The following is a 22,931-nucleotide window of genomic DNA, read 5'->3' on the forward strand; positions in this document are numbered from 1 at the left end:
ATGCCGCTTAATAAATCAGCGGTGAAAACTCCTTTAAGTTGTTTGATCGGATCCAAGTTCTAGTCAAGTGGGCCGAATAAAATCCATCCGCCCCGTGTGAAACCAGCCACGTCTTTCGAAATCCAGATCGCCAATCCGAATGCTCTTGCAGAAAACTGTCCACTATCGCGTCGTTTTCGACTGACAGCATCGAACATGTGGCATAAGCAATCGTACCTGCGTCTGCGGTCAATGGCGCGACGCTTTCCAAAATCATTGCCTGAATGCGGGTAAGTTCAAGCAAGCGCTTAGGCGTCAGCGCCCATTTCCCCGCGGGCGAACGGCGCCAAGATCCGCTTCCAGAACAGGGCGCATCCACCAGAACGATGTCAAAGGGTGCCTGTCCTGATACCTGATCCGACGTCAGCAGTGAAATTTCTGCGCGCGCCCGCTTTGCACGTGCAGGCAAATCTGCCATGCGACCTGGATTGATATCATGCGCAAATACCTGAACGCCTTCGGCCCTTGCCGCCAAGGCCAAGGCTTTGCCACCACCACCGGCGCAGTAGTCCAAAACCCTCATTCCAGGTTGCAAATCCAACGCTGCAGTAACGGCCTGACTGGCGGCATCCTGCAGCTCGATTAAACCCTCAAGATATGGATTGCATTGTGAGATTTTTCGTGCACCAGCGGTGACTTCCAAAGCAGTGTCACACGCTGGGTGAGGCTGCACCACTATGCCTTCATCCGAGAGGCATTGGATGATTTCAACCGGATCAGCTCGCGACCGGTTCACCCTCAAATGCACCGGGGCCCGCCCCTGCAATGCAATTGCGGCTGCGTTGGCCTCATCTTTCAATGACGCCTTGAATTCGGGCCACAACCAATCAGGGATGTCGAGGGCTTCGGCCTCGGTCTGGAAACCTCGGTCTTTCTCGGCATCTGTTACCGAAGTTGGCGCATATCGCGCGCCCGAGAAGTACTGAGCAAGATCCTGACCCGAAGATCGCATCGCGCCGATCATCAAGCCGCGCCCGGTTTCAGCTCCACCACGCGCAGCAAAGGATCGTTTGCAGCGTAACGCATCGAATACGTGATCGCGGATTGCCGCACGATCTTTCGAGCCCGCAAACCGACTGCGCCGCGCCCAACCTGTCAACGCTTTCTCGACTGGCGCTCCGGCCAATATCTCATTGAGGATGTCGATCGAGGCCTGAACTCGGGCTGCGGGTGTCATAGCTGGGTCCGTTTGACTTTGTCACATACTTCGATGCCCAGATACGAGCACCATAGCGACTACATGATCCGATAGTTCGGGCTTTCGCGCGTAATCTGCACGTCATGCACATGGCTTTCCTTCAGGCCTGCACCGGTGATTTTGACAAAGTTGCAGTTGCGACGCATTTCATCCACCGTTGCGCATCCGGTATAGCCCATCGCTGCGCGCAAGCCGCCAACCAGCTGATGCACAACCGCACTGGCGGACCCTTTGTAGGGCACCTGACCCTCGATCCCCTCGGGTACCAACTTATCGTTGGCTGCATCCTTCTGAAAATACCGATCCGCCGAGCCGCGCGCCATGGCGCCCAAACTACCCATGCCGCGATAGGATTTGAACGAACGGCCCTGATACAAGATGACCTCACCCGGACTTTCGTCTGTGCCAGCGATCATCGAACCAACCATGGCACAAGATGCACCCGCCGCGATCGCCTTGGCGAAGTCACCCGAGAATTTAATGCCACCATCAGCAATGACTGGCACGTCACCCGCTGCTGCCGCACAATCCATGATCGCTGTCAGCTGGGGAACCCCGACACCTGCGACCATGCGTGTTGTGCAGATTGAGCCCGGCCCGATGCCCACCTTGATCGCGTCTGCACCCGCATCGATCAGCGCTTTGGTGGCCTCGGCGGTAGCAACATTACCAGCAATGATCTGAACCTCGTTCGACAGCGTCTTGGCGCGTTTCACCGCGTCCAGAACCCCCTGCGAATGACCATGCGCGGTATCTACAACGATGATATCAACCCCGGAATCGACCAGCTGCTCAGACCGTTCAAAACCCGCGTCCCCGACAGAGGTCGCTGCAGCTACGCGCAGACGGCCCAACCGGTCCTTGCAAGCTGTAGGATTCAGCACAGCCTGTTCGGTGTCTTTCAGCGTCAGCAATCCGGTCAGCTTGCCCTCGCCATCGACGACCAGCAGCTTTTCGATCCGACGGGCACGCATCAGGCTTTTTGCCTCTTCCAGATCGGCGGGCTCTTGTAGCATCGCCAGGTTGTCCGAAGTCATCATCGCTTTGATTGGCGTATCGTCTGAGGTCGCAAAGCGCATGTCGCGGTTGGTCACGATCCCCACGACCCGGCCACTTTCGTCAACTACAGGAAAGCCGGTGAAATTATAGCGTTCGACCAGCGCCTGTGCATCAGCCAGCGTCTGATTCGCGCGCAATGTCACAGGATTGTAGACGATCCCGGATTCGAACCGTTTCACGCGCCGCACCTCTCGGGCCTGCTCCTCGATCGACAGGTTCTTGTGCACAACGCCGATGCCCCCGGCCTGCGCCATGGCAATGGCCATACGCGCCTCGGTTACCGTGTCCATTGCCGAGCTAAGCAGCGGAATGTTCATAGTGATCTCGCGCGTCACACGCGTGGTTGTATCCGCCGTCGCCGGAAGCACAGAAGATGCGCCCGGAACAAGAAGTACGTCGTCAAAGGTGAGTGCCTCACGAATCTGCATCTGAAAACCCCATGCAAAAGCCCGTTTGACGGTGACCCTATTACATGGATTTCACCCGAGGGAAAGCCCCGAACCCAAGTTGTTTTCCCCTGCGGGCTTCTGCCACGCCCGAAAACGACGCAAGCAATGCAAAACGTGCCGCTGAATGCCCTTTCCCTTTGCGTCCAAACCCATATGTTCGCCGGCATACGCGCGAATACAAAGGCAGGCCATTCATGACCACCGATCCTCTTGTCGTTTTCACTCCGTCCGGCAAACGTGGGCACTTTCCCATTGGCACGCCAATCCTGACTGCTGCGCGCCAATTGGGCGTCGATCTGGATTCGGTCTGCGGCGGGCGTGGCATCTGTTCGAAATGTCAGATCACCCCCAGCTATGGCGAGTTCCCCAAGCACGGTGTGACCGTTTCCGAGGATGCGCTGAGCGAATGGAACGCCGTCGAGCAGCGCTATGATGACAAGCGCGGCCTGAAACCGGGTCGGCGTCTTGGCTGTCAGGCATCAGTTCAGGGCGATGTAGTGATTGATGTTCCGCCCGAAAGCCAGGTGCACCGTCAAGTCGTCCGCAAGGCCGCGGCGGCCCGTGCGATCACAATGGACCCAGCCACGCGCCTCTATTTCGTAGTGGTGGAAGAGCCAGACATGCATTCGCCCACCGGCGATCTGGAACGGTTGGAGCGCGCCCTGCGTGAGCAGTGGAAGATCGATGCGATCACCGCCGACCTGTCCCTGATGTCCAAGCTGCAGCCAGTGCTGCGCAAAGGTAAATGGGAGGTCACGGTCGCCGTCCATAAAGGCCACAAGGACAACGTGGCCCGTATCGTCGAAATTTGGCCCGGCCTGCACGAACATGGGCTTTACGGTCTGGCTATCGACCTCGGCTCGACCACCATCGCTGCACACCTGACCGATCTTGAAACGGGTGAGGTCAAGGCCTCGTCGGGTCTGATGAATCCACAAATCCGGTTCGGTGAAGACCTGATGAGTCGCGTCTCATACGCCATGATGAATCCCGGCGGCGACAAAGAAATGACCAAAGCCGTGCGCGAGGCGATTAATGATTTGACCACCTCAATCGCAGATGAGGCCGGGATTGACGCTGCGCTGATTGTTGAAACCGTATTTGTCTGCAATCCGGTGATGCATCATCTACTGCTCGGGCTTGATCCGGTTGAACTCGGCCAGGCTCCATTTGCGTTGGCAACCTCCGAAAGCATGTCCCTGCCCGCGCGAGAAATGGAGCTGACCAATATGAACCCGCGTGCGCTGGTCTATATCTTGCCGTGCATCGCAGGCCATGTGGGCGCAGACTGTGCCGCCGTTGCCCTTTCTGAAGAACCCGGCAAATCCGAAGACCTCGTGCTGATCGTGGATGTGGGCACCAATGCAGAAATCCTGCTGGGCAACACCCACCGCGTTCTGGCCTGTTCCTCGCCCACCGGACCCGCATTCGAGGGTGCTCAGATCAGTTCGGGACAGCGCGCGGCCCCCGGCGCGATTGAGCGTATAGAAATCGATCCCGTCACCAAAGAACCGCGTTTCCGCGTGATCGGGTCCGAGAATTGGTCGGATGAAGATGGCTTTGATCAGGACATCGCGACGACCGGCATCACCGGTATCTGCGGCTCGGGCATTATCGAGGCTGTCGCTGAGATGCGTATCGCTGGCCTGCTGGACGAAAGTGGGCTGATCGGCTCGGCTGAACAGACGGGTACTCCCCGTTGTGTTCCCGAAGGCCGCACCAACTCCTATCTGATCCATGATGCCAGCGCCGAGGGCGGTCCGCGCATCACGGTAACTCAGGGCGATATCCGTGCCATCCAGTTGGCCAAATCCGCGCTTTATGCCGGTGCGCGTCTGTTGATGGACGAGATGGAGGTTGACCGCGTGGACCGCGTGGTACTGGCCGGGGCGTTCGGCGCGCATATCTCGACCAAACACGCGATGGTTCTAGGCATGATTCCCGACGCGCCTCTGGACAAGGTTTCCAGCGCGGGCAATGCCGCGGGTACGGGCGCGCGAATTGCATTGTGCAACATCGGATCGCGGGCCGAGATCGAGCGCGTCGTGCGCGAGATCACCAAGGTCGAAACCGCGATCGAACCCAAGTTCCAAGACCATTTCGTCGCCGCCAACGCGATCCCGCACAAAACTGATCCGTTCCCCGAGTTGGCGCAGGTCGTTACCCTGCCCGCGCCGTCCTTCAACACCGGTGGCGGGGACGATGAAAAGTCTGGCCGTCGTCGCCGCAGGAGGTCATAGTCCCTTCAAATCCTGGAGGGCGCGATGCTGACAATCAACGGAGATCAGGAAGAATTCTGGGGCAAGTCCGAAATGGGCACGCGCTGGCTGACCTTCGAGGATCAGTTGGACCATCTATTCGCGCCCGTACTGGATCTGGTTTTCGATCGCGCCACACTAGCCGAGGGAATGCGCGTCATCGATATCGGCTGCGGCACCGGGGCAAGTGCGCTCCGGGCCGCGCAGCAGGTTGGACCCAAGGGGCATGTTCTGGGCATTGATATTTCGGAACAATTTCTCGAACGAGCGCGGATGCGCGCAGACGAGGCGAAGCTCGACAATCTCGATTTCACATATGCCGACGCTCAGATCGCTGAGCTTTCGTCAGGCGGTTTTGATGCAATGATCTCGCGGTTTGGAGTGATGTTCTTCACCGATCCCGTAGCAGCCTTCGCCAATATGGCTCGGGCCTTAAAACCGGGCGGTCAGATAACCTTTGCAGCCTGGGGTGGTCTGTCAGAGAACCCTTGGTTCAAGATCCCGCATGTCGCCGCCGTCAAACGGTTGGGACAACCACCCAAGGTGGACCGGAATGCACCCGGCCCTTTAGCATTCCATGACCGTGACAGGGTTTCGAACCTGATGGCGCAGGCCGGTTTGAACGATATCCGGGTCGAGGCAGTCCCCCTAGCGCTCACCGCCCCTGCATCCGTTGAAGACGCCGCTCTTTTGTGTACCCGGGTCGGCCCCGCCGCGCGAGTGATCGCCCATTTCAAAGGTACACAGGAGGATGTTGATGCCGTCGTGCGTGACGTGGCCGAAGAGTTTGACGCATTCCAGACATCAAAAGGCGTACAGGTTCCAGCAGTCATCAACCTGCTGCAGGCGCGTGTATCGAGTTGATCGATAGAGTTGGAGCGGGTAGCGGGAATCGAACCCGCGCGTTCAGCTTGGGAAGCTGACAGGCTACCATTACATCATACCCGCCGCTAAGAATTGACTATCACTTGTCCTGACCAGGGTTCAAGCCAAACCAGTGCCGACAAAAACGAAAGAGCCGGGTCAAAGACCCGGCCCAATCTGTTGTTTTCCATAGTTTAAGCGCGACGACGACGTCCACCGCCCCGACGCCCACCTGCGCCACCGGCTTCCTCAGGCGCTTTGTTGGACCTGATCCATTCACCACCATGCGGGTCATTGTTTGTAAGAAGATTTGCGGCGCGGATGGCCTCCATCTCTTTACCAGCGCGCGGTTTGGTCGAACCCAGGCCGAACATCTGAACGAAGGTTTCGTCATCCATGCCTTCAGGCAGGATGATGCCAGCGGCGGCAACCTGTTCCTTCTTCTCGGCAATCTTCTTCTGCGTTACCGGCAAAGCAACCGGGTTCATGATCGCCGACGTCATGCCAGCGCCCATTGCCATCGGCAGGAAAGCATTGTTGATACCGTGACGGTTCGGCAGCCCGAACGAGATGTTGGACGCGCCACAAGTGGTATTCACACCCAGCTCTTCGCGCAAACGACGGACCAGAGCGAACACCTGCTGGCCTGCAGTTGCCATCGCACCGATCGGCATGACCAGCGGGTCGACCACGATGTCATGTGCAGGGATACCATGATCCGCTGCGCGCTCAACGATGGTCTTGGCGACGGCAAAACGCACATCGGGGTCTTCCGAAATACCGGTGTCATCGTTCGAGATCGCCACAACCGGTACGTTGTATTTCTTTACCAGCGGCAGAACCAGTTCCAGACGCTCTTCTTCGCCCGTGACCGAGTTTAGCAGCGGACGGCCCTCTGCGGCTGCCAGACCGGCTTCTAGCGCACCCGGAACCGAGCTGTCGATGCACAGCGGTACGTCAACCAGACCCTGCACCAGTTCGACAATCTTGCGCATCAGCGGCGGCTCGGTCTCGTTTGGGTTGGGGTTCGAGTTGTAAACAACTCCCGCGTTGATATCCAAAACGGTCGCGCCCGCCATAACCTGCGCCAATGCGTCTTTCTCAACGGTTGAGAAATCGCCCGCTTCCAATTCGGCGGCCAGTTTCTTGCGGCCTGTCGGGTTGATCCGCTCTCCGATCACGCAGAACGGTTCATCAAAGCCCAGAACGGCTGTTTTTGTTTTTGATTCGACGACTGTACGGGTCATGTCCGTTCCTTAGGAGTTTGCTGGCTTTGCCGAAGCGCCGCCGTTGTTGATCGCCCAGTTGGCGTTGGTTTTGATGCCGCCAAGCGGGAAGAAGTGGACGTTGGTGATGTTGAAATCCGGGTTGGCCGCTTTGTGGTTGGCCAGTTCGGTGATTACGTCAGTCGGCTCGTAAGGCAGCAGCAGTTTGGACACATCCATTGCGCGCTTTTGCAGAACTTTCAGCGACGGGCCTACACCGCAAGCAATGGCGAATTTAATCAGAGTCTGCAGCTTGGCAGGGCCCGCGATACCGATATGGACTGGGATATCAATGCCAGCCTCTTTCAGGCTGTCTGCCCAGGCGATGATCGGCTTGGCATCAAACGCAAACTGAGTGGCCAGCGTCATTTCCGCATCTGTTGTTTCGCTGAATTTTTGCTTCCAACGCAGCGCATCATCGACATTCTTGGTCGAGCCGTCGGGGTCGATGTCCTTGTTCCCCTCGGGGTGACCGGCAACGTGAAGACGCTTGAATCCAGCCTTGTCGAACAAGCCAGTTTCCAGCAATTGCATCGAGCTGTCGAAATCGCCGTGAGGGGTCGCGACACCACCGGCGAGCAGCAGCGCTTGTTCAACGCCCGCCTCGCCCTGGTACATCGAAATCCAGTTTTCCAGAGTCGCCGCATCCTTGATGATCCGCGCAGGGAAGTGCGGCATGACAGGGTAACCTTCAGCCTCAATGCGCTTGGCCGTTTTGACCATGTCTTCAATTGGCGTGCCCTCGATATGGGCGATGTAAACGCGTGTGCCTTCGGGCAGCAGCGCACGGAAGTCTTCGACTTTTTCGGCGGTGCGCGGCATTACCTCGATCGAATAGCCCTGCAGAAAGGCTTCGACGGTCGGGTTCACAGGGCCGTTTTCGACCGCATCACGTTTCTTGAAGTTCAGCAAAGCCATAGCGGCCTCCCATAAAGATCTGGGGCTCATGCCCAACCGTCATTGGCGATCAGGGACTTGATTCGGTCCTGATCGTATTCCGTTTCCAGGCGCGCGGCCTCGGCCTCGGCAATCTCGGACGGGTCGCCCTCAACCGCGAAAGGTTCGGCTTTGCGCCACTCGGCCAGATAGGCATCACTATCCTTGGCGTTCACCTTCATTGCGGCCCGGTCGATGGCTTGTTCAAACCGCTCTTCCAATTGCCGCTTGGCGCCACGACGGCCTTTGCCGACGATGACCTGAGCGGGAATGTCGCGCCAGTATACGATGGTGACGTCAGGCATAACTGTGATTCCTCCTAACCCGATGGGCCGGTTCTAAACTTCAATATGGGCGGAGGTCGGTCGATTTTCGACACACGGCGTATTTGCAGCGACCTTTTTGCCCAGGATCGGATATCGCTGCTTTTAAAGACCCCTGCCTCGAAACCGAACATCAAAATCCTCATGACTTTAATGAGTGTCTTGCGTGATTGAAAAGCGCGACCTATGGTCGGGGTAACTCGAAAATCGGAGGGCGTTTCAGATGGCGCCCAAGCGTCCCAAAGGTGCGGGCGCGTTCCCGAAAGCGGTCGAAAGCCCCGCGCCGGCAAGACCCGATCCAGATGCGTTATATGCGGCGCTGGATTTGGGGACAAATAGCTGCCGCATGTTGATCGCCCAGCCCAAGGGCAGTGGCTTTCATGTGGTAGACAGTTTCTCCAAATCAGTGCAACTCGGCGCTGGTCTGGAACGCACCGGACGATTGTCGCGGGCGTCTATGGCGCGTACGGTACAAGCCCTTCGAATCTGTCAGCAAAAGCTGAAACGGAACAAGGTCAAGCGCATGCGCTTGATCGCGACCGAGGCCTGTCGTCGTGCCAAGAACTCGCGCGACTTCATCCGCCAGGTCAAACGTGAAACTGGCCTGACGCTTGACATCATTCAGCCCGAGGAAGAAGCGCGCCTGGCCGTCATTTCCTGCGCGCCGCTGGTATCAACCAAAACCGAGCAATTGTTGGTCGTGGACATTGGCGGCGGTTCGACTGAGTTGGTGTGGATCGATATATCCTCGGTTCCGCGCCGCGACCGACCTGCCTCGATCATGCGGCTGCATAACGGCTTCCATACCGCCGATAGCCCTTTTCCTGCGGCCAAAGTCGTGGACTGGATCAGTGTACCGTTGGGAGTGGCCACTTTGCGGGACCAGTTCAACGACGTCGAAGACGATGCAGCGCGATTTGCGCTGATGAGCTGGTTCTTTGAAGAAAACCTTGCTGATTTTGCACCTTACAAAGACGAACAGGCTCGCGAGGGGTTCCAGATCGTGGGCACTAGCGGAACCGTCACCACGGTGGCTGCTTCGCATCTGGGTCTAAAACGCTATGACCGAACCAAGGTGGACGGATTGCGAATGACCAGCGATCAGATTGACAAGGTCATACGAGGCTATCTAGAACTCGGCCCTCGTGGGCGCCGCCGTGATCCCCGGATCGGAGAAGATCGGCAGGCTCTAATCATGTCCGGCTCGGCCATTTTGCAGGCGTTGTTGCGCTGCTGGCCCACCGATCGCCTTTCTGTGGCGGATCGGGGGTTACGCGAAGGTCTGCTGTATGCACAAATGAGCGCGGACGGTGTATTGGAAGACGGACCATTCTGATGGCGAAGACACCGAGTGGAAAAAACAGTTCAGGCCGTGGGCAGCGTGACCTAAAGGTTAAGGTTAAGACAGCGCGCGGGCGCAAGCTCAGTTCAACCCGCTGGCTTGAGCGGCAGTTGAACGACCCTTATGTCAAGCGGGCGCAGGCCGAAGGGTATCGCGGACGCGCAGCGTTCAAGATACTGGAGCTAGACGATAAATTCCGGTTCCTTGTGCCCGGCGCGCGCGTGGTTGATCTGGGTTGTGCACCCGGTGGCTGGCTGCAGGTTGCAGTGCAACGTGTTAACGCACTGGGCGAGAAGAGCGGTAAGCGTATTGGCACGGTTCTAGGTGTCGATCTTCAAGAGGTCGAACCCGTTGCGGGGGCCACCGCACATGTGCTTGATTTCATGGAAGATGATGCCGACCAGAAGGTCAAAGACTGGCTGGGCGGCAAAGCGGATGTGGTCATGTCCGACATGGCGGCTGCCTCCTCAGGCCACAAGCAGACCGATCACCTTAGGATTATGGCCTTGTGCGAAACGGCAGCCTATTTTGCGTTTGATGTGCTGGAAGAAGGTGGCACCTTCGTCGCAAAAGTTCTTGCAGGCGGGGCCGAGGGAGACCTTCAGAAGCTGCTCAAGCAGAAATTCAACAAGGTGGCCAATGTAAAGCCACCCGCGTCACGCTCGGACAGCTCAGAAAAATTCGTTGTCGCCACCGGTTTCCGTGGCTAAGCGGCTGTAAGGTTAAGATTTTTAACCAACTTTAATTCTCGGATGGCGACTTAGTCCTCTAGCACGACACGTAGCGGTTTACCGTGATTGCCTGCAATTCGCGCTGCGCTACACGGTCATAGATTGGCCGCATTGTCGTTTTATCCGCCGATCACATGAGAAAAACTGTCCTAGCACTTATTATTGCCCTGATTGCGTTGGCCGCCTGGCAGTACAAGCTGCAGAAAACTGCAAACCAACAACTACTGATAGCCGAGCAGCGGGTTAAAGATGTCGTTTCTGCGGGAACGAACGATCTTGATTTCAAAGATCTTACTGAACTTCGAAAGCTGCCGGCCAACATCCCGGATATTCCGAATCTCAAATCTCTGAATGCACGGGGAACCAATTTAAGTGATCTGACCGGGCTGGAAGGGAACGCAACGCTCGAGCGGCTTGACGTGAACATGACGCGGGTCTCCGATCTTAGCCCACTTAACGGTTTACCGAACCTAAAGCTGGTTTACCTCCATGATACCTGGGTTTCTGATGTTTCTCCTCTCGCGACACTGCCATCGCTTGAACGCCTTGATATCGGCAATACCCAAATTGAAACGCTGGTGCCTGTTTTACAAATCGAGAACCTGAATTGGCTAAATCTTCACAACAGTCACGCACTCGACGGGTCTGGTGAACAATTTGCGATCTTGCAGGAACGTCCATTTCTTCAGTTGTCAGGCGGTTCTGGTTTCCGACAAAATTATCAACCGGGCTGGCAGTACAACATGATGCAGCACCTATCGCGTTTGCGAGAAAAGCTTGGGCTTTAGGGTTTGTCCGGTCGCTGCCCTAGTCCAGATCGATCTTACCCTGAGCAATACGCTGTTTCTTGAGTGACGCCGTCGCAATCCCCTGAAACAAGATTGCCTCTCCATGATTTATATCGACAGGCTCGCGCACGCGAAGTTCTTCAATGCGCTGATCCAACGTTGTTTTCCGATCAGCAGAAATCGGCTTTATGATAGTAGCTGTGCGCTCCGGCATACATCACCTGTTGACAGTCCAAGTGCTGGCATCGGTGTCTAACCAACAAATGGGCCCGTAACGTGGCGTAAATCTGCCGGATTGGTGCCTGTTACCGCCCCATATCGCGAGCCAACTGATTTAAGCTCGGATCATCTGGAAGGATGGATAAAGCCTCGTCCAATGTCGCAATCGCTGCCTGTGGACCACGATTTATGTGGGCCAGCTGTACCAGCATCGGCCAGGCCTCAGACCGTTGTGGATCTAGCGTCACAACCTCTCGGAACGCCTTTTCTGCGGCTTGGGCATTTCGCAGCGTCAGTGCCCAGCCTCCCAACACTAAGTGGGTTTCAGGAAAGTCCAGGCGATGCGAGATACTGCGCTGCCAGTCGGCCATACCCTGCTGAGCGACCGCCCGTTGATCCTGCGTCATGGCTTGTGCAGGGATGGCAAGAAACTCCTTGGCTGCCGAAATTCGGACATTGCGCAAGGGGTCTGACAATAGCGGCTCAAGCCGTGCAACACGTTCCGGCATTGGCGCTTGGCGTTGCAAAACCGGCCCATTGGCGCGAACCAGCGGATCCGGATCGGATAACAGCGGTGCTACCCGCTGCGCAAGTACAGGCGTCGCAAAGGGTTGCAGCAGATAGAGTGCAGTCGCGCGGACAATTCCTGCCTGCTCTTTGTCCAAAGCGATCGCGATTAACGCTTCGGGATCGTCCAATTGACCAATGCTCACCGCAGCAAACGCTGTACCATAATGAACGGTTCGATGGGCAGAGTTTGGGAACCAGTCAGAAATCTGTTGCGCAGCCCAGGGCTGCCCCTCTTCCGCATGACAATCGGTGCAAGCGTCAACTCCAAGCCCCAAATCCGGTCGGGGGATTCGGAAACTGTGATCGTGCCTGCCGTCCACGCCCATATAGACTCGCTCGATCATGTGGCAGTTCTTGCATTGGGAGCCATCAGAGTTTTCTGCATGGTGATGGTGTTCGGGCGTGTCATAACTGGCCAATCGAAGGGTTGGGAATTCCGAATTTCCAGCGGGCGAATGACACTGCGTGCACAAGCCATTCCCTTCCGCTTTTACCTCGGCCCGGTGAGGATCATGGCAATCCATGCATCCTACCCCCTCAGCATACATGCGCGACTGAAGGAACGAACCATATACGTAGACCTCGTCCAAAATCTGCCCATCCGGGTGGTAAGCGCCCGGTCGCAGGACAGCTAAATTATGTGCGTCATGAAAAGGCGTACCGGGGACCGGATTACCATCCTCCAGCGCCTCGCGCCGAGAATGGCACCCGGCGCATTGCTGGATGTCTGCCTCGGTTTGCCCCTTGCCCAATTCGATTGGAAATCCAAACGCGCCCAACCCGTCGTCAAGCGTTTTGCCAGTCGTCCACTCAAGATGCGCTGATCCTGGCCCGTGACAAGCCTCACAACCGACGCCGATTTCAACTTGTGTCGACGCATAGCGCCTTGTCTCGGCATCGTAATTCTTCACGTAACCGGTCGCATGGCACTCGGCACAGCGCGCGTTCCAGTTCTTGTACGGCCCTGTCCAATGCAGCCCGTCATTCGGTGGTAAATCCTGTTCTGGATAGAGGTGATACCAGCGGCTTTCTACCGTGTCCCAGACGACATCGAAACTCTGTAATCTGCCTGGTCCAGTTTCAAAGAGGTATTGCTGCAACGGCGCAATGCCGACCACCGAATGCACCGGATAGTCGGTGATAACGCCATCTTTTTCGGTGACTTGCGCCGAAAGAACGCCGTTTTTATCCACGAAAGAAACGCTCATCCCATCATGGGAAAAGCTGGTCCCATCGAAATCAGCCAGAACTTGGCCATCTTCTACCTCGGTCCAAGCGAGATCGTGATGTGACCCTTTCCAGGCTTCAGTTTCGTCTTGATGGCAATCTGCGCACAGTTCGGATCCGACATATTCCTGTGCCCAGCCAGTCGGCGTTGTTGCCCACAGGATCGCAATCAGAATGAACTTGCGGAAGTACATCAATTGGTTTCCGCATTTTTTAAGTCTATCAAGGCCCCGTTATACTCGGCACCCAGGATCAGCATGGCAGAACACAGGTAGAGGAAAATCAGCGCTGCCATTGCCCCTGCGAGGCCCGCATAGGTCGCGCTATAGGTGGCAAACTGGGCGATATAGATCGAAAACCCCCATCCACCTGCAGCCCACAATGCCAAGGTCAGGATGACCCCCGGAAGTATTTGCGAAAGCCTGTGCCGCCGTGTGGGTAAGATCAGATGAGCCAGAATAACTGTGCCTGCCGGTACTGCAACGGTGAACGTCCATCGCAGGCGGTCAACGGACAGCCAGTTATCAACATCAACAGCCGTCTTTTCCGAGACCAGACGCGTGTAGACAGGCAAAACCACCTCAACCGCTGCGATGGCCAAAATTGCGGCCCCACCGATAATAACAAGCGCAAAACACAACAGCCGGGTTTTCCAGAACGGCCAGATATCTTTGTCATGATAGGCTTGCGTCATGGCGCGACGTACGGCAGCAACACCATTGGATGCGAAGTAGATCGCTAACAAACCGCCCAATGTGATCACGCCCGACCCGGCACCAGCCAGCACAGCCCGCAACTCAGAAACAATCGGATCGGCGACATCTTTGGGCCAGGCACCAAAAATCAGCTCGATCAGTTCGTCCGTCACATATCCCTGTGACAAAGCCCCCGCCAACGCCACTGTGAACAGAACAAACGGAAACAGAGCCATCATCAGTGACATCGCCACATGGCTGCTCATGACAAAACCGTCTTTGTCATTGAACCGACGAACAGCAAGCCAGAGCGCGCGCAGAAACTGATTGGATGAGAGAATCGATACACGTGACATCGCCACAGCCTAACGCGCCTTTTGCGCTGGCAGAACCGCCAATTCGCCATTTGTAAGGAATTCCGGCGCTTAACCATCTGTATGGATTGCATAAACTGGTAAGCCTGTGCAGGATCGTGCAAGATGTTCTCAAACACGCACCAGCGGCAAGCAGACCCAGGCCAACTCATGACCTCTGATCCCGAAAATAGCCCATCCAGAGCGCGCCTGCAGTTGGGCGTATTGAGGGATGTTGTGATCGTGGCCACTCTTGTGGTGCTTGGCCTCTATGCTGGGGCGAATTTTCTGGTGCCGTTGACCATGGCACTGTTGATCAATGTTCTGATCCTGGCCCTCAGCGATCGGGTCATCGCGGTGACACGTGTACCAATCTGGATCGCGAACTTAGCCGGAGTTACAGTCGTTTTGGCAGGCTTGTTCATGATCATGTATATTCTTGGCAGTCAGGCCACGCAGTTTGCGCGTTCAATCAACACCTATGAAAGCCAGTTTGATGGTGCGGTGCACAGAATTACCGGATTGGTCGGAAATGACGTCACCACCTTCATTCGGGACAATTTGGTCAGCATCGATATGTCCTATGTTGCACGGCTTTTGCTGGGCAGCGCCACATCACTACTGAACCAGTTTTTCCTGATCAGCCTGTATGTCGCATTTCTAATGGCTGAGCGCCTGGCATTTCGCAAGAAAATCCAAATTGCGGCAGGCAACCCGCAGCTCGGCGCTGATCTGGCTTCGGTTTTGGATGCTATCTCGTACAGTCTGCAGCGCTATGTCGGGGTGAAGACTTTGATCAGCCTGATCACGGCCCTCATAAGCTATTCAATATTTAAGGCACTGGGACTGGAATATGCCGAGACATGGGCCGTTCTAACATTCGCGCTGAATTTCATCCCGTCCATCGGTTCGATTATTGCCGTGATCTTTCCGTCGATGATTGCATTGGTACAATTTGAAACCATTGGACCATTCCTTGTCATCGTCCTGGGCTGTGGCACGCTGCAATTTGTGATCGGCAATTTCCTAGACCCAGCCATGCTTGGCCGGTCTCTGAATATGTCGACCTTTCTTGTCATATTGGCACTGACATTCTGGACCACAGTCTGGGGTTTGATCGGAGCGTTTCTGAGCGTGCCCTTAACGGTGTGTATCCTGATTATATTCAGTCATATTCCAGCACTCAGGCCTGTTGCCGTTCTGATGTCGCTGGATGGTCAATTGGGCGATGACAGCCATGCGCGTGTTGACGACAAACAATAGACCTCGCCCCATCTTCATAGGCTCGGAAATCTATCGCACCTCGAGCTATGGCGCAAAACACCCACTTGCAATCCCGCGCGTTTCTACTGTGATTGACCTCTGCAGATCGATGGGTTGGCTGAACTCGCAGAACTATCGGACCAGCCCGTGTGCCAAACCTAAGGCACTGCAGCGATTTCATTCACCTGCTTACATTTCAGCATTAATAAACGCCGAAAAAACACAGTCGGTCTCCGACGAGGTAAAACGCAGATTTGGTCTGGGCACATTGTCCAATCCGGTATTTGGAGAAATGTATCGACGGCCAGCCACTGCCGCCGGAGGATCGATGCTGGGAGCCGAGTTAATTTGGAACGGTGGTATTGTGTTCAACCCAGCAGGAGGTACGCATCATGGATTGGAAAGTCGCGCCAACGGCTTCTGTTACCTAAACGATCCAGTTCTCGCGATCTTCAGACTGCTTGATCTTGGGCTTGAACGAATTGTCTACATAGACATCGACGCCCATCATTGCGATGGCGTCGAGGCTGCGTTTCACGGTTCGTCAATGGTGCGCATAATTTCGATTCATGAGGCGCGCAGATGGCCCTTTACCGGACTACTGGAAGATGACGCAGGTGGCGCCGCATGGAATTTACCTGTTGATCGAGGTCTAAATGACGATGAATTCCAAGCCATTCTGGAGGGGATGATTCTTCCTGTAACTAAGGCTTTCCACCCACAAGCCATTATCCTACAATGCGGTGCCGACGCCGTCACCGAAGACCCACTATCGCGCCTCGCATTGTCAAACAATGCGCACTGGCGTGCCGTTTCCAGCCTCCAACACTTAACACCTCGGTTTTTGATCTTGGGTGGCGGAGGTTATAATCCTTGGTCTGTCGGCCGTCTGTGGAGCGGTGTTTGGGCGACCCTGAACGGATATGAAATCCCTTCTCATCTGACAGAAGAACAGCAATCTATCCTAAACGCGCTGAGTTGGAACCGAAAGACCGGTCGCGACCGACCAACCCACTGGGCAACGACACTACGTGATCCCAGTAATCCCGGGCCCATCCGCGAGGAGTTAAAGAGTGATATTCAAAAACTCAGAACTCGGAATTCATTGTAGTCTGAGCAACTTCGCCCTGCTAACGTTCTATCATTACTTCAAGATCCCGACTCTCGGCCATCGCAGACGATAGAACGCGAGACCGGTATTTCGGGCTATTACGGGACAATTGTTATGAGCGCACTCAACCAGATTATGGATCTCAGATCCCGTATGGGCCAATCGATCATTGGCCAGATCGAGGTGATTGATCGCCTGCTGATCGGTCTCTTGGCCAATGGTAACCTTTTGATCGAGGGCCTGCCTGGTCTGGCCAAGACACGCGCGGTCAAGGCAATGGCGAAGAATATGGATGCAAGCTTTAGCCGCATTCAGTTTACGCCGGACTTACTGCCTTCGGATGTGACTGGGACCGAGATATTCCAGCAGACCGATGCGGGGGGTGAGTTCAAGTTCGAACCGGGACCGATTTTTGCGAACATCGTACTAGCGGATGAAATCAACCGTGCGCCCGCCAAGGTGCAGGCGGCGTTGCTGGAAGCGATGGAGGAACGGCAGGTCACTGTTTCAGGAACCACGCATAAAATGGATCCTCTGTTTATCGTTATGGCCACCCAGAACCCCATCGAACAGGAAGGTACCTACCCACTGCCCGAAGCACAGATGGATCGATTCCTGATGCATGTTCAAATCACTTACCCCCCCGTCGAAGACGAGGTTGAAGTTATTCGCCTGGTCCGGGGCGAAGATCTTGCTGCCAACAAAGGTGGGGCGCGTGAAACTCCAGCCGCGATACCACAGGAAGCCATCTTTGCGGCAAGGTCAGAGATCGGTCAAATCCATGTGTCTGACGCGATGGATCGTTATATGGCCGACCTCGTGCAGGCGACGCGTACGCCCGAAGCTTTGAGCCTCGAACTCGCGAGTTGGATTGAGATCGGCGCCAGTCCACGCGCCTCACTGGCGTTGGACAAATGCGGGCGCGCCCATGCCTGGATGAACGAACGCGATTATGTCGACCCTGCAGACATCCGCGCCATTGCGCATGACGTATTTCGTCATCGCGTTACACTCAGTTTCGAAGCACAAGGATCAGGCAAATCCGCAGATGACGTGATCGCAGAACTCCTTCGCCTGGTGGCGCTTCCCTAATCGCTAAGGAAAACGGCTGCATGACCCTGACTGCGCCATATCCGAACGACCCACGCGTCCGTGTCGACGCGGACCATCTATTGCAATTGGGCCCCAGATCGCAGGCACTCAGCCTGTTACCGCGTCAACCCGCGCGCTCGATCCTGAATGGTCGTCACGCCTCGCGTCTGCGTGGTCGCGGCCTGAATTTTGAAGAATTGCGTGGCTATTTGCCGGGCGACGATATCCGAACCATCGACTGGAAGGTCACTGCACGAACCGGAAAGCCCCATGTTAGAGTCTACACCGAAGAACGTGATCGCCCTGCCCTGCTGTTGGTCGATCAGCGCATATCGATGTTCTTCGGAACAGAAGTCTATATGAAATCTGTCATCGCTGCCGAAGCCGCAGCAATTTCTGCGCATCGAATTCTTGGTCAAGGCGATCGTGTTGGAGGTCTCGTATTCAGCGATACAGACGTTGCCGAGCACAGACCACAGCGCCGCGCGGCAGCCCTTACGCGGTTCTTGTCCTCCATCGGAACAGCAAATTCCTGCTTGCATGCAGGTTTGACCCCACAGCCAACCGTGTTTCTGAATGACATGCTTTTTGAGGCGACCCGCATCACCCAAACCAGTGGACTAATTTGCCTGTTCTCAGACTGCGACGGGCTCAATGAAAGATCGGAGAATTTGTTGCGTCAACTGGCGTTCTCAAACGATTTGATCGTTTTCAATATCGCGGATCCAACTGCAAAGACCCTCGCGCCTAACCTGAAGATGACGGTCTCAGATGGTAGCGAGCAGATTGAAATCGACAGTTCCGACCCTGAGTTATCAGACAAAATTCGAAAATCCATGGAGGATAGGTTAGCACAACTGCACACATGGTCCCGACGATATGGTTTTCCGGTAGTTCCTATGACAACCTCTGAACCGGCTTTGGATCAGCTATTGCGCTTATTCGGGCACCGCGGAGGTCGGCGATGAGCATCGATACCACAGGAAAATCTCTGGTTGATCTGTTGGATATGCTAGAACCAGCGCCAAAACCTGAAACTATTTCAATGATGCCCCAGACCTGGGGATGGGTCGTGGTCGCTGTCATCCTGCTGGCATTTTTTTCGGTCGCTACAGTCCTGATACTGCGGCACAGGCGTGCGAACGCCTATAGGCGGTACGCGCTGGCAGAACTCGCATCGCCTGGCATCTCTGTGGCCAAGGTTGCCGAGATCCTTCGGCGTACTGCGTTGGCCGCATATCCTCGCGAGCAGGTCGCAGGGATTCATGGCGAAGATTGGCTGAGCTTTCTATCCCAAACCATTGATAGAAAATCATTAAATTCGGAAGTTTTCCGAGCGTTAGTTGAAGCCCCGTATAAAGACATACCGCCAAACCCCGCTGTCACGCAGCTTGCCCGGCATTGGGTTAAAGCCCACAAACCATATCGGAGAAAGTGATGTTTTCCTTCGCTGCTCCGTGGGTTTTTCTGCTACTTCCGCTTCCGGCGCTGGTCTATTTTTTTGCTCTACCCCATCGCGAAAAAACCACTTCAATTCGTATTCCCTTCTTTCGACGCGTTGCGCAGGCCGCAGGCGTCGAGCCGAATTCTGGCTCAGTCATCCCAGTTCGATCCCGCCTGCAAACGGCAAGCGTCATGTTAATCTGGATTTTGCTGGTTCTGTCGCTGGCTCGACCAGAACAGTTGGGTAATCCCATAGTGATTGAAAAATCTGCGCGGGACGTCGTCCTTGCCTTGGATATCTCGGGCTCGATGGATCAGCGCGATTTCAAATCCGAGACTGGCGGCCCGGTGCAGAGGTTGGAAGCAGTTAAAGATGTCCTAAAACAATTCATCGCCGAGCGCGATGGTGACAGGATGGCCCTCATCATTTTTGGAACACGCGCGTTCATACAAGCGCCGTTTACAGAAGATCTTAATAGTTTGAATGGCTTCCTAGATCAAACTCACGTTGGCATGGCTGGTCCGAACACTGCCCTGGGTGACGCGATCGGGCTTGGGATCAGAACATTCGAGTCCAGCGAAGTGGATCAACGCCTGATGATCGTCCTAAGCGATGGGGCCGATACATCCAGCCGTATGACGCCTGTAAACGCGTCGGCGATTGCCGCGGAAAAGAATGTGGTCATCTATACGATTGGTGTTGGAGACCCTAATGCTACGGGCGAAGATCGCGTGGACCTGCAAGCGTTAAAGGACATCGCGGATCGCACCGGTGGAGAATATTTCTTTGCAGATGATGCGTCGGCCCTCGCACAGACCTACGAGCGCATAGATCAGCTAAACCCCAGAATAGTAGAAACTCAAAGCTATCGCCCGACAAACAGCCTTGCCCATATTCCATTGGCGATTGCGCTGATCGTTATTCTTATCAGCACAACCTGGTTCCATTTTGCTCAGCAGCGCAAGGGGGTTGTTCAATAATGGAATTTCCTGATTTCCATTTTATTCGAGGTTATTACCTTCTGTTTTTAATCCCAATCGTGGCGTTATGGTGGTTGATCAGACCCAAGCCTGCGGCCGAAACCAAGCTACCCTCAGGGATCGCTCCGCATCTGGCGACCGCATTGCAGCTTGGCAAGACTGAAACCCGTCGCATTCAACCAATTGATATTGCGATGGTCATCGCCACACTTGTTGCCCTCGCGGCCTCCGGTCCAACCTGGTCGCGTGCACCCAACCCGCTAATTGCAGATACCGCCCCGTTAGTGATCGCTCTAAAGGTCACCGACAGCATGGAGAACACGGATATTGCTCCTTCACGGTTGGACCGAGCACGGTTCAAGATCGCTGATCTGATCGATGAGCGCGCTGGAGCCCGCACTGCGCTGATCGCTTATTCCGGAACGCCGCACCGAGTTGCTCCCCTAACCGAAGACGCCAACATTCTTCGCCCTCTGCTTGAAGGCTTAACGCCGGCTGTGATGCCAACCCCAGGCGACGCAGCGGCCGATGCTCTCGATTTAGCGCAATCCATACTGGATGAAAGTGAGAGCCCAGGGGCAGTGCTGTTTGTTTTGGATGACTTAGACCCGTCTCAGGTATCTGGATTAAACACTTCGACTGACGACATTTTCTTTCTCACTATGCTGCCCAATGGTGAGCGAATTGTTCAGCTAGGCAACGTCCAAGGCGCATCCGTGATAGCGTTTTCGGATGACGATCGGGACATCAGTCGTCTGCAGCGTCAAATCCAAACTGCCTACACTGCAGCACTGGATGATGATAAGCGTCTTGATTGGCAGGACAATGGCTGGATCTTGGCATGGCCTGCTGCGTTACTATCACTTTTTTGGTTCAGAAGAGGCTGGGTGATCCGCTGGGCACTACTGGCTTTGATGATAATACCACCATCAGGAGTTCGAGCCGAAGGGTGGAAAGATTGGTTCCTTACGGCCGATCAGCAAGGTCAAATTGCAATGAATCAAAAGCGCTTTGCTGAAGCGGCGGAATTGTTTGAGGGCTCGTATCACAAGGGATATGCCTATCTCAGGGACGGTCAATATTCAGAGGCGTCCTCCATATTTGCCGAGCTGGACACACCGGAAGCCGCATTTGCTGAAGGTATGGCGCGAATACGGAACCGTGAGTATCGCCCAGCCATATCCGCCTTCGAGACCGCCTTGGAACGGCGTCCTGAATGGCCCGAAGCGCAGCACAATCTCGAGGTGTCGAAAGCCATCCTTGATTACATTGAAACGACCCGCGAACAATCTGATACGGGTGAAGAGGCTGGCATTGGTGCGGATGACACGGTGTTCGACAATGATGCGGCCCGTGGTAACGAAACTACGGTTCAAGCTCCTAAAGAAGGGCCGCAAACCCTTTCGGCCGATCAATGGATCAGCTCAATAGATACTGACATGCAAGACTTTCTGCGCAATCGTTTTCTTCTTGAAAATCAGGAGCGAACAGAATGAGATACGTTACTTTCTTTATTCTTTTTCTTGCTCTTCCAGTATTTGCGCAGAATAACGATGCGACTGCCCCTCAGGTCTCGGTCGAAGCGCCTGATGAACCGGTCATTGTAGGGCAACCAGCGATCGTTCGAATCAAAGTTCTAGTGCCAACATTCATGCCACAACCTCCGGTGTTTCCCTCTTTAGAACAACAAAACCTCGTGGTTCGTCTTCCTGAACGTGCCTCTGGACCAATCAGCGAGACGGTGAACGGAGCGACCTGGTCCGGTGTGCAGCGCAGCTATCGCCTATACCCTCTGGCAACAGGTCCGGTTGCGTTTGACTCGCAAGAGGTGGTTGTAACTTATGCCGATCCTCAAACCAACGATCCAATTCAGGTTTCGTTGGCGCTTCCGCCTGTACAACTCAGCGCCGAGATTCCGGAAGGTGCTCGTGGTCTTGATCCGTTAATCATCGCAAACGGGTTTTCGCTCCAGCAGCAAATAGAAGGCACGACAGATATGCAGGCTGGTGACGCCATTACGCGCGATTTGAGCGCGCAGATATCTGGCACGACGCCTCTGTTGATCCCAGTGCTCACACCTCACGAGCAAGACCCGTTGTTGCGCGCATATCCTACGGAGCCGCGCATTACAGAAACCGAAGATCGAGGGGTGTTGTCCGGACAACGCATGGAGAAGACGGTTTATATTGCGCAAGAGGGTGGCCAGACAAGGTTGCCAGCTGTGTCAATCGATTGGTTTAACTTGCAAACCAAACAAATTGAAACGGCCTCGGTCCCAGCGACCGAGCTAACGCTGGCACCACCAAAATGGCAGCCGCCGGATATTGAAACCCTCGCAAAGGCTGCATTCTGGATCGCGATTGTTGTTTTGGCATTGTGGGCCGCAGTGCGATCTCTTCGCCCACGCTATCAGCGCTGGAAAGACAAGCGACACAGTAGATACCTTGCCTCTGAGGAATACGCCGCCGAAGCTTTGAGAGCAGCATTGCGAGCTCGAGATTTGTCTGCAGCTTATGATGCTATAGAACTTTGGAAAGAGCGCAGCCTCCAACCAGAGCGCGCCGCGCCCCTTGAGAGCAGCCTGACCCAGATAGGTGCTGAGCGGTATTCAAAGAAGAGCCAAATTGGCTTTGAGGATTGGAGTGCGGTCATGCGGAACCTGAATGCTCTGAATAACTCTAGTCGTCCCAAACCGGGTGTGTTGCCGCCACTTAATCCCTAGGAT

Annotated in this window: 21 protein-coding genes and 1 tRNA gene; 13 read left to right on the forward strand and 9 right to left on the reverse strand. The window is 55.3% G+C overall.

Annotated elements, in window-relative coordinates:
• Positions 1-7 precede the first annotated feature (7 nt).
• Together G7G_RS0107640 and guaB are read right to left on the reverse strand one after the other, a co-directional pair.
• Entirely contained in the window at positions 8-1,216 is a 1,209-nt protein-coding gene (locus tag G7G_RS0107640; RefSeq protein WP_010440221.1) for an RsmB/NOP family class I SAM-dependent RNA methyltransferase, read from the reverse strand.
• Positions 1,217-1,275: 59 nt separating this feature from the next.
• Positions 1,276-2,724 carry an IMP dehydrogenase gene (gene guaB, locus G7G_RS0107645; protein WP_010440222.1) on the reverse strand — a complete coding sequence of 483 codons (1,449 nt, stop codon included), beginning with the start codon at positions 2,722-2,724 and terminating at the stop codon, positions 1,276-1,278.
• 215 nt (positions 2,725-2,939) lie between these two features.
• Here guaB and G7G_RS0107650 point away from each other — a divergent pair, with 215 nt between their 5' ends.
• Positions 2,940-4,985 carry an ASKHA domain-containing protein gene (locus G7G_RS0107650; RefSeq protein WP_010440224.1) on the forward strand — a complete coding sequence of 682 codons (2,046 nt, stop codon included), beginning with the start codon at positions 2,940-2,942 and terminating at the stop codon, positions 4,983-4,985.
• Between the two features lie 24 nt (positions 4,986-5,009).
• Positions 5,010-5,867: a class I SAM-dependent methyltransferase gene (locus G7G_RS0107655; protein WP_010440225.1), complete on the forward strand. Its 858-nt coding sequence runs from the start codon at positions 5,010-5,012 to the stop codon at positions 5,865-5,867.
• Between the two features lie 10 nt (positions 5,868-5,877).
• Here the strand turns inward: G7G_RS0107655 and G7G_RS0107660 are convergent.
• The 4 genes from G7G_RS0107660 to G7G_RS0107675 form a co-directional block, all read right to left on the reverse strand.
• Positions 5,878-5,951, reverse strand: a tRNA-Gly gene (locus G7G_RS0107660).
• A gap of 110 nt (positions 5,952-6,061) precedes the next feature.
• On the reverse strand, positions 6,062-7,114 hold the full coding sequence (locus tag G7G_RS0107665; RefSeq protein ID WP_010440226.1) for a methyltetrahydrofolate cobalamin methyltransferase: 1,053 nt from the start codon (positions 7,112-7,114) through the stop codon (positions 6,062-6,064).
• A 9-nt stretch (positions 7,115-7,123) separates the two neighbouring features.
• Positions 7,124-8,050 (reverse strand): methylenetetrahydrofolate reductase, encoded by a 927-nt coding sequence (locus G7G_RS0107670; protein ID WP_010440227.1) that lies wholly within the window; start codon positions 8,048-8,050, stop codon positions 7,124-7,126.
• A gap of 26 nt (positions 8,051-8,076) precedes the next feature.
• Entirely contained in the window at positions 8,077-8,373 is a 297-nt protein-coding gene (locus tag G7G_RS0107675; RefSeq protein WP_010440228.1) for a virulence factor, read from the reverse strand.
• A 241-nt stretch (positions 8,374-8,614) separates the two neighbouring features.
• Between G7G_RS0107675 and G7G_RS0107680 the strand changes: the two genes are divergently transcribed.
• The 3 genes from G7G_RS0107680 to G7G_RS0107690 all read left to right on the forward strand — a co-directional run bounded on the left by G7G_RS0107680 (position 8,615) and on the right by G7G_RS0107690 (position 11,252).
• Positions 8,615-9,727 carry a Ppx/GppA phosphatase family protein gene (locus G7G_RS0107680; RefSeq protein ID WP_010440229.1) on the forward strand — a complete coding sequence of 371 codons (1,113 nt, stop codon included), beginning with the start codon at positions 8,615-8,617 and terminating at the stop codon, positions 9,725-9,727.
• On the forward strand, positions 9,727-10,443 hold the full coding sequence (locus tag G7G_RS0107685) for an RlmE family RNA methyltransferase (RefSeq protein ID WP_010440230.1): 717 nt from the start codon (positions 9,727-9,729) through the stop codon (positions 10,441-10,443). Before G7G_RS0107680 ends, G7G_RS0107685 begins: the two co-directional genes overlap by 1 nt.
• Before the next feature lie 155 nt (positions 10,444-10,598).
• A complete protein-coding gene (locus G7G_RS0107690) occupies positions 10,599-11,252 on the forward strand; it encodes a leucine-rich repeat domain-containing protein (protein WP_010440231.1) in 654 nt (217 codons plus the stop codon).
• A gap of 19 nt (positions 11,253-11,271) precedes the next feature.
• On the opposite strand, the gene G7G_RS24365 is transcribed toward G7G_RS0107690, so the two are convergent.
• The 3 genes from G7G_RS24365 to G7G_RS0107705 form a co-directional block, all read right to left on the reverse strand.
• A complete protein-coding gene (locus tag G7G_RS24365) occupies positions 11,272-11,466 on the reverse strand; it encodes a hypothetical protein (RefSeq protein ID WP_029621817.1) in 195 nt (64 codons plus the stop codon).
• 91 nt (positions 11,467-11,557) lie between these two features.
• A complete protein-coding gene (locus G7G_RS0107700) occupies positions 11,558-13,462 on the reverse strand; it encodes a cytochrome c3 family protein (protein WP_010440233.1) in 1,905 nt (634 codons plus the stop codon).
• On the reverse strand, positions 13,462-14,319 hold the full coding sequence (locus tag G7G_RS0107705) for a YihY/virulence factor BrkB family protein (protein WP_010440234.1): 858 nt from the start codon (positions 14,317-14,319) through the stop codon (positions 13,462-13,464). Before G7G_RS0107705 ends, G7G_RS0107700 begins: the two co-directional genes overlap by 1 nt.
• Positions 14,320-14,487: 168 nt before the next feature.
• On the opposite strand from G7G_RS0107705, the gene G7G_RS0107710 reads away from it, so the two are divergent.
• The 8 genes from G7G_RS0107710 (at position 14,488) to G7G_RS0107745 (ending at position 22,928) form a co-directional block, all read left to right on the forward strand.
• Complete coding sequence (locus tag G7G_RS0107710) at positions 14,488-15,579, forward strand: AI-2E family transporter (protein ID WP_037321010.1); 1,092 nt, start codon at positions 14,488-14,490, stop codon at positions 15,577-15,579.
• On the forward strand, positions 15,554-16,690 hold the full coding sequence (locus G7G_RS0107715; protein WP_010440236.1) for an acetoin utilization protein AcuC: 1,137 nt from the start codon (positions 15,554-15,556) through the stop codon (positions 16,688-16,690). Before G7G_RS0107710 ends, G7G_RS0107715 begins: the two co-directional genes overlap by 26 nt.
• 114 nt (positions 16,691-16,804) lie before the next feature.
• Positions 16,805-17,782, forward strand: a complete 978-nt coding sequence (locus tag G7G_RS0107720; protein WP_010440237.1) for an AAA family ATPase — start codon at positions 16,805-16,807, stop codon at positions 17,780-17,782.
• Positions 17,783-17,802: 20 nt separating this feature from the next.
• Positions 17,803-18,750 carry a DUF58 domain-containing protein gene (locus tag G7G_RS0107725; protein ID WP_010440238.1) on the forward strand — a complete coding sequence of 316 codons (948 nt, stop codon included), beginning with the start codon at positions 17,803-17,805 and terminating at the stop codon, positions 18,748-18,750.
• The gene (locus G7G_RS0107730; RefSeq protein WP_010440239.1) at positions 18,747-19,220 is read left to right on the forward strand and encodes a DUF4381 domain-containing protein; all 474 of its coding nucleotides are present in this window, start codon (positions 18,747-18,749) and stop codon (positions 19,218-19,220) included. The genes G7G_RS0107725 and G7G_RS0107730 overlap by 4 nt, the downstream gene beginning before the upstream one ends.
• Positions 19,221-19,417: 197 nt before the next feature.
• Positions 19,418-20,206, forward strand: coding sequence for a VWA domain-containing protein (locus G7G_RS0107735; protein WP_238528770.1), 789 nt, complete (start codon positions 19,418-19,420; stop codon positions 20,204-20,206).
• On the forward strand, positions 20,206-21,702 hold the full coding sequence (locus tag G7G_RS0107740) for a vWA domain-containing protein (protein WP_010440241.1): 1,497 nt from the start codon (positions 20,206-20,208) through the stop codon (positions 21,700-21,702). The genes G7G_RS0107735 and G7G_RS0107740 overlap by 1 nt, the downstream gene beginning before the upstream one ends.
• Positions 21,699-22,928, forward strand: coding sequence for a BatD family protein (locus tag G7G_RS0107745; RefSeq protein ID WP_010440242.1), 1,230 nt, complete (start codon positions 21,699-21,701; stop codon positions 22,926-22,928). The genes G7G_RS0107740 and G7G_RS0107745 overlap by 4 nt, the downstream gene beginning before the upstream one ends.
• Positions 22,929-22,931: the final 3 nt, after the last annotated feature.

Origin of the sequence: Ruegeria conchae (assembly GCF_000192475.1) — a bacterium.
In the GTDB taxonomy this organism is placed as follows: domain Bacteria; phylum Pseudomonadota; class Alphaproteobacteria; order Rhodobacterales; family Rhodobacteraceae; genus Ruegeria; species Ruegeria conchae.